Genomic DNA, 12,535 nt, shown 5'->3' on the forward strand with positions numbered 1-12,535 from the left:
CACCCGGCGCAGGGAGCTCTATGGCTTACTTGTGGACGCGGGCGCGGACCTTTTCCAGTCGCTCCAGGATCTTGTCCAGGTTGTCGGGCTTCACCATGAATTCCTGGAAGCCTTCCATGCCGGCCTTTGCCATTTCGGCATTGGCGTCACGATCGTAGAACTGCGCGAGCGCATAAGCGTTCGACAGCATCTCGAAACCGGCATTGAGGAACGGATCCGACGGCTTCTCGGCCTTGTTGTTGACCGGCAGCTGACCGAGCGTTGCGTTCATCTTCGTCTGGGCTTCCGGCGAAGCGAGATAGGCGAGGAACTTCTTCGCATCTTCCTTGTTCTTCGCGCCCGACGGGATGTGGAAGGTGTCGGTCGGGGCTTCCTCGGCCATCGGGATGCCCGCGGTGATTTCCGGGAACTGCATGAAGCCGATCTGCTCTTCCTTCAGACCGCCATCCTTCATGGTGGCGACAGCGAAGTTGCCCATCAGATACATGGCAGCCTTGCCCTGGACCATCTGCGGAATGGCATCCTGCCAGTCGATCGCGGCATGGTTCTCGTTGAAGTAACCGGCCTTGACCAGCTCGCCCCACTTCTCGAACACGGCCTTCACGCGCGGATCCGTATAGGGAACCTTGCCGGAGGTCAGTTCCATGTGGAACTCGTAGCCATTGACGCGCAGGTTCAGATAGTCGAACCAGCCGCCGGTCGGCCACAGGGCCTTGGTGCCGATTGTGATCGGGGTGACGCCGGCAGTCTTCAGCTTTTCGCAAGCCGCCAGGAATTCGGCCCAGTTCTTCGGCGGCTCGATGCCCTGTTCGGCGAAGATGTCCTTACGATAGTAGATGCCCCACTGGTAATAGGTGTAAGGCACGCCCCACTTCTTGCCATCGATGGTCATCGAGGCGGAAGCGGACTTCAGCTGGTCGTTCAGGCCGTTGGCTTCCCAGACATCCGAGACGTCTTCGAACAGACCGGCCTTGACGAAGGGCTCCATGCGATTGCCGGCATACCATGCGGCGACATCGGGAGCGTCAGCGGTCAGGAAGTTGCGGATGGCGGACTTGTAGCCTTCGTGGTCGAAGTTGTTCCACTTGACCGTGATATCGGGGTTGGCCTTCTGGAAATCAGCGATCAATTCTTCCATCGCCTTTTTCGGCGCCGGATCGGAATGGTCGGAGTTGAGCACGATTTCACCGGCGAATGCGGTGGACGACAGAAGGGCAGCACCCAGAGCAAGGCTGCTCAGGCTTTTGAAAAAGGTCATGTTTTCCTCCCTATGACCGTTATGCATTGCATATGCCGAGCTTGACGCCCCGGATCCCACCGGAGCGGAATTCTCAGCTCATCTTGATCATCCGATTCAAACCCGTAATAATCTACCGAGTTTTTGCCGATCTTTTCCGGGATCCTAAGATTTGGAACATGTAAAACCCCTGCTGGCAGACGAATCCGTTCCTGTCCATCCCGATCATGACCCGCGACACCCGCTGGTCATCTTCGGCGATCATCGCTTTTGTGCGGGCGAGAGCCTGACGGTTCACCGCATGGCGGGCCCCCATATGCACAGCCAGATCGAGCTCAATTTCGTGCTGACGGGTGAGATGACCTACTGGTTCGACGGTCGCGAGTTGACGGTCGACGAGGGACGGCTCTGTCTGTTCTGGGGCATGATCCCACATCAGGTCATCGACCGCAGCGAAGGCACCCGCTTCGTCTGCCTTTACGTGCCGATGTCGGTCTTTCTCGGGCTCGCGAACTTGAGCCGCTTCCGCGATGCCGTGTTTCGGGGCGCCATGATCGAAGCGCTCGAAATCCGTTCCTGGGACCGGGACATCTTTCAGCACTGGCGCGAGGAACTTCTGGCCGGCGACGAAAACCTGACCGAAATCGTGCGCAACGAACTGACGGCACGGGTTCTGAGGATCGAGCGGGACGGCTGGCGGGATCTGCGTGAGGAAGGTTCAGCGATCGCCGCTTTCAGCGCCAATGACAGCGAGCGCGTCGAGCACATCGAGCGCATGCTGCGCTTCATCGCAGAACATGCTCTGGAAAACATTTCGGCCGACGACGTCGGAAACGCCGTCGGTCTGCACCCGAACTATGCCATGTCGATCTTCAAGCGGGCCGTCGGTCATACGATCAACCAGGCGATCGTGCGCCACCGTCTGGACACCGCCCAGTCCCTGCTGATTTCAACCGACCTCTCGATCACCGACGTCGCCTTCGAAAGCGGCTTCGGGTCGGTCTCCCGCTTCTACGAGGCTTTCAGCCAGCGTTTTGTCGAAAAGCCGACGGCTTTCCGTCGCCGCATGCGCTCGAAGGGCATGCCACAAGCCTGAGCGCCCCGGATCAACGTCGCGCGATCGCTGACAGTCGGGGCATGGCCACGCCCGGGCACCATTCCTGGAAACCAATGATGCGGCGGACGACCTTTTCCGCATGATTGCCGGCAATATCGGCCAGGCGGTGCTCGAGATAGGGATTGAGGAACCGCTCCAGCGTGGTCGCCACATAAACCTCCGCCTCGTCACCGAGACCATGCATCCGAAAACCGGGCACGACTTCCTCGCGGTAAATCTCCTTCAGTTCACCACGGATCGCGGAATTGGCCAGAATGTCCTTGACGCATTCCGTCTGCGGCCGGCCTTCCCCCCGCCAGCGATCGGCAAGCACGGTATGGCCGAGATTGAGAATATGCAGCTTCAGCCGCTCATAGGGCGTCAGGTCTTCGACGAGCTTGATGCACGGGTGCTCGCAGGGAAGTGTCAGTCCCGGCTGGCGCTCGATCGCCCAGATCGCGTAGGGCTCTGCGATCGCCCCCGCAGGCTCGATCGGCTCGGAGACGATGCGGTCAACAAGCGTGTTCCCCCAGATGACCCGGTCTGTCAGCCAGGAAACGAACATCGCGTCGGGAATGTGCCGGCTTGCGAGATCAACGATCAGTCGCTGAAGCACCTCGCCGTTTCGCGAGATCAGCTCACAGGGCAAGATGGTCAGCGGCATGCCACCACCACGGAAACGCGCATGCAGCAATGCCAGGAGCTTCATCGGAAAAGAACGCGGAACGCCATCGACCGTGTCGCCGTCAACCAGAGCATAGCCCTTGTCTCCGGTATTGCTGAGAATGACGCGCGCTTCGTCGACGAAGATCCGGGTGACTTCCTCCCAATTGGCCTGGGTGGACAGCGACCGACTGACCGACCGCACACGCAACTCCCGCTCCACGGCCTTTCCATCCTCCAGCCCCCGGATAATGACCGGAAACCCCTCGGGGGCCGACAAGGCGCCAATCCGCCCGGCCCGGGAGGCATCACCGCTCGTCTGCACAACGGTGATTGGCCCCAGCGCCTTCCCTGCCTCCATGGCCTCGCTGACGAAAAGATCGGCATGCGCCTGGAGAAATCGGCTCGTGCCGAATTGCAGGATGGGCGTGGTCATGGCTCAGGCAGGCTCCTGGATGGATTGCAGTAGCGTTTCGCGTGCCGATTTCAGATGCTGGCGGCAGGCCTTTTCGATCTTCCCTGCATCGCGGGAAAACAGCGCGCTGATATAGTCGAGATGCTCTTCCAGCGCCCGCTGGTTTCGAGCCCGCGCATTCGTCTTGTTCCACTGGTAGTGGTAGTGAAAGACGATCGTGATGATGTCGTAGAAGTCGATGATGAAGCGATTACTCGACGCCTTCTGGACGAGCAGGTGAAAGCGTTCATCGAGCTCTGAGAAATCCATGTAGCGATTGTCGATATCGGCCAGCAGCGCGTGGTGTTGCGCCTCAACCAGCCGGAGCTCGTCCCAGGCCGAATGGTCCTCGGCCAGATGGACAAAGCTTGCCGCCGAGCGCAGCTCGAACATTTCGCGCACCTCGGTCAGCTCAAGCGCGAATTCGCGGGTAAAGCCCTTCAACACCCAATGGCTGTTCGGCCGCTTCTCGATCAGCCCGAAACGGCTGAAACGGATGAGGAATTCGCGCACGCTCGTGGTGCCGATGCCAATCTCGCGAGCAAGCTCCAGCTCGTTGATCTGCATGCCCGGCTGCGCGCCACCGGCCAGGATCCGCCGCATAAAGCTGCGCTCGATGATATCTGAAAGAGAGTTGGTCTCCTCGTCGGGGAAATAGTCGTTTCGGACCGGCCGCCGCAACACCGTCTTCGACCGCTTGTCCCAGGCAACCAGCCCGACTTCTCCGAGGCGCGTCAGGACGGCCCTGACGGTCGTGCGGCTGACACTGAGCAACCCGCCGAGCTCCGGCTCCGAGGGAAGCGTGTCCGTTTCCTCGATCAGCTTCAGCGTGCGGTTGTAAGCATCTTTAAAGACGGTGTTCTGCTTGGCCATGGATCTGCCTGGTTGCTGTTATCTGGCGCTTCGGTCTTTTGCCTCTTGGCGCAAGACGCGAACCCGCGCAATGAAAACCACCGATTGCGGCGGCCTTCCTCTCCTTCGACAAGGGTTTCAGCTCCTCCCGCTCCGGGATGGAGCAAATTGTTCTTTATCGATATCATACCCATTGACGAGAAACTGTCTATTGCCGATAAAAGACAAAACACAGGATCCGGTATCGCCGGACGCATGGGAGAAACATCGGGTGTCGAAACCAGCCTGTATCCTGCTGTCGCAGGACGACAATGTTGCCGTGACCACTGTTGCGATCGAAGCCGGGCATCTACTGGCGGGCGGCGCTGTCGCGGCGGTGAAGATCGACCCCGGCCACAAGGTGGCGGTTCGAGCTATCCGCCAGGGCGAGCCTGTGGTCAAATATGCCCAGGCGATCGGCCGAGCCACGACGGACATTGCCGCAGGCGACCACGTCCATTCCCACAATCTCGCCTTTGATGAAGATCGCCTCTCGGTGAGCGGCCTCGCCCAGCCCGAAACGGCGACGGCAGCCGACAAGGGCCGCACCTTCATGGGCTATCGCCGCGCCGATGGGCGCGCTGCGACCCGGAACTACATCGGCATCATCGCCAGCGTGAACTGTTCCACCACGGTCTGTCGGGCGATCGCGGATGCCGCGAACCGCACCATCCTGCCGCATTACGAGGGCATCGACGGCTTCGTGCCGATCGTCCACGACCAAGGCTGCGGCATGAGTTCGACCGGCGACGGCATGCGCACGCTACACAGAACGATAGCCGGCTACACAAGACACGTGAATTTCGGCGGCGTGCTGATGGTCGGCCTCGGCTGCGAAGTCAACCAGCTGACGCTTTACGGCCAGAGCGGCGCCGGCGCCTCGAAGCGTCACTTCAACATCCAGGACGCCGGCGGCTCGCGCCGCGCCGTGGAAAACGCCCTTTCGATCCTGAAGGAGATCGCAGCGGAAGTCGGCACGATGCGCCGCGAACCGATCTCCGTCAGCGAGATCATCGTCGGCCTGCAATGTGGCGGTTCGGATGGCCTGTCCGGCATTACAGCCAACCCGGCGCTCGGTGTTGCCGTCGATATCCTGGCTGGCGCCGGTGGCACGGCGATCCTCTCCGAAACCTCGGAGATTTACGGTGCCGAACACCTCCTGCGCAGCCGCGCCGTCAACGAAGATGTCGCCGTCAAGCTCGACGGCCTGATCTCCTGGTGGGAGGCCTATGTCGCCCAGCACGGCGCCTCGCTCGACAACAACCCCTCGCCCGGCAACAAGAAGGGTGGCCTCACAACCATTCTCGAGAAATCCCTCGGTGCGGTCGCCAAGGGCGGACGCTCGCCGCTGACCGCCGTCTACAATTACGCAGAACGCGTCACCGAACACGGCCTCGTCTTCATGGACACGCCCGGCTACGACCCGGTTTCGGCGACCGGCCAGGTGGCAGGCGGCGCAAATGTGATTGCCTTCACCACCGGCCGTGGCTCCTGCTTCGGCTCTCGCCCCGTGCCCTCCATCAAGCTGACGAGCAACACCGCGCTCTACAGGTCGATGGAAGAGGACATGGATATCGACTGCGGCGTGATTGCCACGGGTGATGCCAGCGTCTCAGGTCTGGGTCGCGACATCTTCGACCTGATCATCGAGACCGCCTCGGGCCAGAAGACCAAGAGCGAGCTCTTCGGCTACGGCGACAACGAATTCGTGCCGTGGCACCTCGGCGCCACGCTCTGACCTCGACAACAGGGATCCGGATATCAGCATGAAGACGAGACGCATCGGCAAGACCGCCCTCGAAGTGACCGAATACTCCTTCGGCACGGCTCCGCTCGGCGGCCTCTATCGCCGCTGTCCGCGTGATGTCGGCATTGCAACGCTCCAGGCCGCCTGGGATCACGGCATCCGCTATTTCGATACGGCCCCCCATTACGGCTTCGGCCAGGCCGAGCGCTATGTCGGCGACTTCCTGCGCGACAAGCCGGAAGACAGCTATGTGCTCTCCACCAAGGTCGGTCGCCTACTCGCACCCGTGCCGAAGGACCAGATCCCGAATGTCGGCTTCGTCGATCCGCTGCCCTTCAAGCTGGTCTACGACTACAGCTATGACGGCATCATGCGTTCGGTCGATTTCAGCTATGCCCGCCTCGGCCTGAACCGCATCGACATCCTCTATGTCCATGATATCGGCGTCTACACCCATGGCCGCGAAGTCAACGATCGCTATGTGAAACAGCTGCGCGACGGCGGTTACAAGGCGCTCGACCAGCTGAAATCCTCGGGCGCCATCAAGGCCTTCGGTCTCGGCGTCAACGAGGTCCCCGCCTGCCTGGAGATGATGGCTGACATCGATATCGACGTCATCCTGATGGCCGGCCGCTATTCCCTGCTGGATCGTTCCGCCGTCGAGGAATTGCTGCCGCTCTGCGAAAAGCGCGGCACATCGATCACCGCCGGCGGCGTCTTCAATTCAGGCATCCTGGCGACGGGCGCCGTTCCGGGCGCGCATTTCGACTACACACCCGCAACCGACGAAGTCCTCGGCAAGGTGCGCGCCATGGAAGATCTGGCGAAGCAGGCCGGCAAGCCGCTCGCCCAGTTCGCCATGCAGTTCCCGCTGCACCATCCGGCGGTCGCCTCTGTCATCATCGGCACGGCAAAGCCGGAAAGCCTTCATCGCAACATGGCTCTGACATCAGAGGAATTGCCGGCTTCCGCCTTCGCACCCTTCGAGGCGCACACACTCGTTGCACCGCCGCTCGGCGATGCAGCTATCCGGGAATAGGAGCACGTCATGCTGAAAGGCATCCATCCTCTGCTGGGACCTGACCTGCTGCACGCCATCGCTACGATGGGACACGGCGACGAGATCGTCATTGCCGACGGCAATTTCCCGGCATCAACCATGGGTCCCCCGGTCATCCGGGCAGACGGCGTTGGTGCCGTCGAGATCCTCGAGGCGATCCTCGCCCACATGCCGCTCGACCAGTTCGTCGAGGATGCGGCCTGGCGCATGCAGGTCGTCGGCGATCCGCATGCGGTCCCGGAGATCTGTGCGGAGTTCCAGGCGATGATCACCAGGCTTGCGGCTGATTTCCAGCTCGAAAGCCTCGAGCGTTTTGCCTTTTATGAGCGGGCGCAGACAGCGGCCTACATCGTCGCGACCACGGAATTGCGGATTTACGGCAACGTGATCCTGAAGAAGGGCGTCGTCTATCCGGAAGAAGTTCACCGGGTCTGAGGAGACCCGCGAAGCCCTGGATTTCAAGGCAAAAGCGAGTTCGGAGGAGCTGTCTTTCGCCTGCTTGCATTCTCCAGAATGCTGGAGTAGCGTGCCTCGATAAAGTGTTTTTTATCGATAAAGATCGACCCGGTTGCGTTCTGCAGGTCGATCTCACCGGAGGAACAGGACGCGTTGAGAGGAGAACCACAATGACCATTCTGAAGAGCATGACTCGCCGCGCCCTGATGGGGATCGCCGGCGCTGCAATGATGACATCGATGATGCCGGCCGCGTCCTTCGCCCAGGACGTAACCATTCCGATCATCGTCAAGGACACCACGTCCTTCTACTGGCAGATCGTGCTCGCCGGCGCCCGCCAGGCCGGCAAGGACCTCGGCGTGAGCGTGCCGGAACTCGGCGCTCAGTCCGAATCCGACATCAACGGCCAGATCAGCATTCTCGAGAACGCTGTTGCCGGTGCCCCCGCCGCCGTCGTCATCTCGCCGACCGAGTTCAAGGCACTCGGCAAGCCGATCGACGAAGCCGCCAAGGCGGTTCCGATCATCGGCATCGACTCCGGTGCCGACTCCAAGGCCTTCACCTCGTTCCTGACCACCGACAACGTCCAGGGTGGCCGTATCGCAGCTGACGGCCTCGCAGCCGCCATCAAGGCAGCGACCGGCAAGGAAGAAGGCGAAGTCGCCATCATCACCAGCCTGCCCGGCGTCGGTTCGCTCGACCAGCGCCGCGAAGGCTTCCTCGACCAGATGAAGACGAAGTATCCGGGCATCACCGTGACCGTCGACCGCTTCGCCGATGGCCAGGCCACGACCGGCCTCAACATGATGACCGACCTGATCACCGCCAACCCGAACATCGTTGGCGTCTTCGCTTCGAACCTGATCATGGCGCAGGGCGTTGGCCAGGCGATCGCCGAAAACAAGCTCGGCGACAAGATCAAGGTGATCGGCTTCGACTCGGATGAGAAGACCGTCGGCTTCCTCAAGGAAGGCGTACTTGCCGGCCTCGTCGTCCAGGATCCGTACCGCATGGGCTACGACGGCGTGAAGACCGCACTCGCCGTCTCCAAGGGCGAGAAGGTCGAGACCTTCGTCGATACCGGTGCAAACCTAGTGACCCAGGCCAACATGGCCGACCCGAAGATCGATGCTCTTCTGAACCCGAAGGTCAACTGATCGAGACTTCGGCACGCGCGGCATCCGTCGCGCGTGCCGGACCGGAAACGGCGGACGCGGGAGGCGGACGCCGATTTCCCTGCGATTTGGGAGGAATGACATGACTTCGCTGCACGATGTGAGCCACCGGCACGACGACGCACCGGAACTGCTGGAGACCGATCGCATCCCGCCGGGAACGCCGATCCTCGAGCTCATCGGCCTGCAGAAGAAGTATGGCGCCGTCGAGGCCCTGAAGCCCGCGACAGTCGCGTTCCTCGCAGGTGAAATCCACGCCATCGTCGGCGAAAACGGCGCCGGCAAATCCACGCTCATCAAGCTTCTGACCGGCGTCATTCCGCGCACATCGGGCGAGATCCGCTGGTGCGGCAAGCCGGTTGCACTCGCCACGCCGAACGAGGCGATCCAGCGCGGCATCAATGCCGTGCATCAGGAAGTCGTCCTCTGCCCGCATCTTTCGGTCGCGGCCAATATGTTTCTCGGCGACGAGATGTCGTCGGGCGGCATCATGCGCCAGCGCGCCATGACCACGGCTGCGCAGAACGTCCTCGACGACCTCGGCTTCAATTTGCCCGCCGGCGAAATTCTCGCCAACCTCACGATCGGCCAGCAGCAGCTGATCGCCACCGCCAAAGCCGCGATGCGCGGTATCCGTTTTATAATCTTCGACGAACCGACGGCCTATCTGACGCGCCAGGAATCCGCCCAGCTCTTCCGCCTCATCCGCCGCCTGCAGTCCGAAGGCGTAACCATCGTCTATATCAGCCACCGCATGGAAGAGGTCTTCGAACTGGCGGACCGCGTCTCGGTCCTGCGCGACGGCACCCATGTCGGCACCCGCCTGATCGGCGAGACCAATGACGCCGAACTCATCTCGCTGATGATCAACCGTTCGATCGAGCAGATCTACCACAAGGAAAAGCTGCCGATCGGTGCCACCATCCTTGAGGCTAAGGGCCTTTCCGGCCCAGGTTTCTCGGATGTCTCGCTTTCGGTGCGCTCAGGCGAAATCGTCGGCCTTTACGGCCTGATCGGTGCCGGTCGCAGCGAATTTGCGCTCGGCCTCTATGGCCGCCACAAATTGACGGCAGGCGAAGTCTTCTGGGACGGCAAGAAGGTCGTCATCGACACAGAGCGCAAGGCCATGGACCTCGGCATCGCACTCGCCCCCGAAAGCCGACGCGACCAGGGCCTCTGCCTCAACCTGCCGATCGGCCTCAACATCAACCTGCCGGTCTTCGCACGCCTCAGCCGTGGCCTCACCATCAGCCCGAAGCTGGAAGCCGGAAACGCCGACAAGCAGATCAACGATCTGAAGATCAAGACGCCTACAAGGGCGGTGCTCGCCTCGGCCATGTCCGGCGGCAACCAGCAGAAGATCGTCATCGGCAAGTGGCTGAGCCATGGCGCAAGGCTCTTCATCTTCGACGAGCCGACCGTCGGCGTCGACGTCGGCACCAAGGCCGAGATCTACAGGCTCTTCGCGGAACTCCTGAAGCAGGGCGCCGGCATCATCCTGATCTCGTCATACCTGCCGGAGGTCTATGAGCTATCGGACCGCCTGCATGTCTTCCGTCAGGGAAAACTGGTGGCGAGTCATGATTATCGAACCGCATCGCATGAAGACGTGCTGACCGAGGCGATCGGCGTCTGAGACGTGATCCCCGCAAACAACGACATGAAAAGACGACTGGGAGGACAAAGATGAGCACCGACACCACCGAGACCAAGGTCGCACCGAAGAGGGGCATGAGCATCCTCTTCAGCCTCACGCTGCTCGGCCTCCTGCTCTTCCTCTGGCTGCTCCTTGGCTTTGCCACCAACAGCTTCTGGACGCCCAACAACATCAGCAACCTGCTGCGTCAGGGTGCGATGACGGCGATCCTCGCCGTCGGTCAGACCTTCGTCATCATCACTGCCGGCATCGATCTCTCGGTTGGCGCTGTCGTCGGTTTCGCCAGCGTCATCCTCGCTTGGCTGCTGGCAGCAGGCCTGCCCGTCTGGCTGGCGATTGTCCTCACCCTCCTGATGGGTGTCGCCATCGGCATGTTCCACGCCTTTGGCATCGTGCGCATGGGGCTTCCGGCCTTCATCATCACGCTCGCAACGCTGACTTCGCTGCGCGGCATCGGCCTTTTGATCACCAATGGTTCGACGATCTCGATCTCCAACGAAGCCTTCACCAACTTCGCCCGTGCAGACTTCCTCGGTGTGCCCAGCCTCTTCTGGATGGTTATCGTGGTCGCCGCTCCCGCCTATGTCTTCCTGCATTTGAGCCGCTGGGGTCGCTATCTCTTCGCGGTCGGATCCAACAGCGAGGCGGCGCGTCTCTCCGGCGTCAACGTCAACCGCACGATCTACATGGCCTATATCCTGTCCTCGACCTGTGCGGCCTTTGTCGGCATCCTGCTTGCCTCGCGTATCGGGATAGGTAATGCCACCCAGGCCGAAGGCTGGGAACTGCAGGCAATCGCCTCCTCGGTCATCGGCGGCACAAGCCTGTTCGGCGCCGTCGGTTCGGTCCAGGGCCCGCTGCTCGGCGCCTTCATCCTGGCGACGATCAACAACGGCGCCAACCTGATGAACGTCAACTCGTTCTGGCAGCGCATCATCACAGGTGCCCTGATCATCCTGATCGTCTATTTCGACCAGCTTCGCCGCCGCGGCAGCCGCTGAGATTTCCCAAGGTGGGGGTGCCGCGAATGGCATCCCCTTTTTTTTCGTCAAACCTTGCCGGGCAGCCGAAAGGAATAAGCATGAAGGCCGCATTGTGTGTCGAACCGGGCCGTCTCGAGATCGTCGATCGCGATCCGCCGCCGTGTCCAAAATCAGGCGAAGCCCGCATCGCGATCAGCCATGTCGGCATCTGCGGGACCGACTATCATATCTTCGAAGGCAAGCACCCCTTCTTGGAATACCCGCGCGTCATGGGCCATGAGATCTCGGCGACCGTCGTCGAGGCGGGTGATGGCGTCGACTTGGGTGCCGGCACGAAGGTGATCGTCAATCCCTATATCGCCTGCGGCACCTGCATCGCCTGCCGCAAAGACAAGCCAAACTGCTGCACGAATATTCGCGTGCTCGGTGTCCATACCGATGGGGCAATGTGCGAGGAGATCACGGTCCCTGCCATCAACCTTTATCCCGCTGACGACCTGTCCCCGGAAGCCGCAGCCACCGTCGAATTTCTGGCCATCGGCGCGCACGCCGTCCGTCGCTCCATGGTGCCCTCGGGATCGAGAGCACTGGTCATCGGCGCAGGCCCGATCGGGCTTGGCACGGCGATCTTCGCGCGCATTGCCGGACATGATGTAAGCCTGCTCGACACCAGCAGCGAGCGCCTGTCGATGGCAGCCGATCGCCTGGGCTTCACATCAGGGCTGATCGCCGATGACAGCCTTGAGTCTGCGGTCGCGAACTTGACCGGGGGAGACGGCTTCGACGTGGTCTTCGACGCCACCGGCTATCGCCCCTCGATGGAACGCGCCTTTCGCTTCGTCGCCCATGGCGGAAGCCTGGTGCTCGTCAGTGTGGTAAAGGAGGACATCACCTTCTCCGACCCCGAATTCCACAAGCGCGAGATGATGCTGATCGGCAGCCGCAACGCGACCCGCGTCGACTTCGATCATGTCCGCAAATCGATCGCCGATGGCCTCGTACCGATCGACCAGCTGATCACCCATCGCACGACCCTGGCAGATCTCGCCACGGATCTGCCGCGCTGGGCGCGCGAGAAATCCGGCCTGATCAAGGCACTCATCCAGATCGGCTGAT

11 protein-coding genes are annotated in these 12,535 nt (G+C 61.5%); 8 read left to right on the forward strand and 3 right to left on the reverse strand.

All coding sequences use genetic code 11. The features are described 5' to 3' along the window. Positions 1 to 25: 25 nt before the first annotated feature. Positions 26 to 1,258, reverse strand: coding sequence for an ABC transporter substrate-binding protein (locus tag J2045_RS08575; RefSeq protein WP_307371667.1), 1,233 nt, complete (start codon positions 1,256 to 1,258; stop codon positions 26 to 28). Between the two features lie 151 nt (positions 1,259 to 1,409). Between J2045_RS08575 and J2045_RS08580 the strand changes: the two genes are divergently transcribed. Then, the gene (locus J2045_RS08580; RefSeq protein WP_307371669.1) at positions 1,410 to 2,333 is read left to right on the forward strand and encodes a helix-turn-helix domain-containing protein; all 924 of its coding nucleotides are present in this window, start codon (positions 1,410 to 1,412) and stop codon (positions 2,331 to 2,333) included. Positions 2,334 to 2,343: 10 nt separating this feature from the next. On the opposite strand, the gene J2045_RS08585 is transcribed toward J2045_RS08580, so the two are convergent. Then, complete coding sequence (locus tag J2045_RS08585; protein WP_307371671.1) at positions 2,344 to 3,432, reverse strand: mannitol dehydrogenase family protein; 1,089 nt, start codon at positions 3,430 to 3,432, stop codon at positions 2,344 to 2,346. Between the two features lie 3 nt (positions 3,433 to 3,435). Beyond that, a complete protein-coding gene (locus J2045_RS08590) occupies positions 3,436 to 4,323 on the reverse strand; it encodes a GntR family transcriptional regulator (protein ID WP_307371673.1) in 888 nt (295 codons plus the stop codon). A 250-nt stretch (positions 4,324 to 4,573) separates the two neighbouring features. Between J2045_RS08590 and J2045_RS08595 the strand changes: the two genes are divergently transcribed. The 7 genes from J2045_RS08595 (at position 4,574) to J2045_RS08625 (ending at position 12,534) form a co-directional block, all read left to right on the forward strand. Beyond that, positions 4,574 to 6,079, forward strand: coding sequence for a UxaA family hydrolase (locus J2045_RS08595; protein ID WP_307371675.1), 1,506 nt, complete (start codon positions 4,574 to 4,576; stop codon positions 6,077 to 6,079). A 28-nt stretch (positions 6,080 to 6,107) separates the two neighbouring features. After that, positions 6,108 to 7,127, forward strand: coding sequence for an aldo/keto reductase (locus tag J2045_RS08600; protein WP_307371678.1), 1,020 nt, complete (start codon positions 6,108 to 6,110; stop codon positions 7,125 to 7,127). A gap of 9 nt (positions 7,128 to 7,136) precedes the next feature. Further along, positions 7,137 to 7,583: an RbsD/FucU family protein gene (locus J2045_RS08605; RefSeq protein WP_307371681.1), complete on the forward strand. Its 447-nt coding sequence runs from the start codon at positions 7,137 to 7,139 to the stop codon at positions 7,581 to 7,583. Positions 7,584 to 7,774: 191 nt separating this feature from the next. After that, a complete protein-coding gene (locus J2045_RS08610; RefSeq protein WP_307371684.1) occupies positions 7,775 to 8,761 on the forward strand; it encodes an ABC transporter substrate-binding protein in 987 nt (328 codons plus the stop codon). Between the two features lie 100 nt (positions 8,762 to 8,861). Further along, a complete protein-coding gene (locus J2045_RS08615) occupies positions 8,862 to 10,415 on the forward strand; it encodes a sugar ABC transporter ATP-binding protein (protein ID WP_307371686.1) in 1,554 nt (517 codons plus the stop codon). Between the two features lie 50 nt (positions 10,416 to 10,465). Then, positions 10,466 to 11,437: an ABC transporter permease gene (locus J2045_RS08620; RefSeq protein ID WP_307371689.1), complete on the forward strand. Its 972-nt coding sequence runs from the start codon at positions 10,466 to 10,468 to the stop codon at positions 11,435 to 11,437. 80 nt (positions 11,438 to 11,517) lie between these two features. Further along, positions 11,518 to 12,534, forward strand: a complete 1,017-nt coding sequence (locus J2045_RS08625) for a zinc-binding alcohol dehydrogenase family protein (protein ID WP_307371691.1) — start codon at positions 11,518 to 11,520, stop codon at positions 12,532 to 12,534. The last annotated feature ends 1 nt before the right edge of the window (position 12,535 follow it).

It is taken from the genome of Peteryoungia aggregata LMG 23059 (genome assembly GCF_030814435.1).
Classification (GTDB): domain Bacteria; phylum Pseudomonadota; class Alphaproteobacteria; order Rhizobiales; family Rhizobiaceae; genus Allorhizobium; species Allorhizobium aggregatum.

Bases quoted from the DNA above. Each gene is read 5' to 3' on its own strand.
- J2045_RS08575 (WP_307371667.1), bottom strand. From the start codon at position 1,258: ATGACCTTTTTCAAAAGCCTGAGCAGCCTTGCTCTGGGTGCTGCCCTT.
- J2045_RS08620 (WP_307371689.1), top strand. From the start codon at position 10,466: ATGAGCACCGACACCACCGAGACCAAGGTCGCACCGAAGAGGGGCATG.
- J2045_RS08590 (WP_307371673.1), bottom strand. From the start codon at position 4,323: ATGGCCAAGCAGAACACCGTCTTTAAAGATGCTTACAACCGCACGCTG.
- J2045_RS08615 (WP_307371686.1), top strand. From the start codon at position 8,862: ATGACTTCGCTGCACGATGTGAGCCACCGGCACGACGACGCACCGGAA.
- J2045_RS08625 (WP_307371691.1), top strand. From the start codon at position 11,518: ATGAAGGCCGCATTGTGTGTCGAACCGGGCCGTCTCGAGATCGTCGAT.
- J2045_RS08610 (WP_307371684.1), top strand. From the start codon at position 7,775: ATGACCATTCTGAAGAGCATGACTCGCCGCGCCCTGATGGGGATCGCC.
- J2045_RS08600 (WP_307371678.1), top strand. From the start codon at position 6,108: ATGAAGACGAGACGCATCGGCAAGACCGCCCTCGAAGTGACCGAATAC.
- J2045_RS08605 (WP_307371681.1), top strand. From the start codon at position 7,137: ATGCTGAAAGGCATCCATCCTCTGCTGGGACCTGACCTGCTGCACGCC.
- J2045_RS08585 (WP_307371671.1), bottom strand. From the start codon at position 3,432: ATGACCACGCCCATCCTGCAATTCGGCACGAGCCGATTTCTCCAGGCG.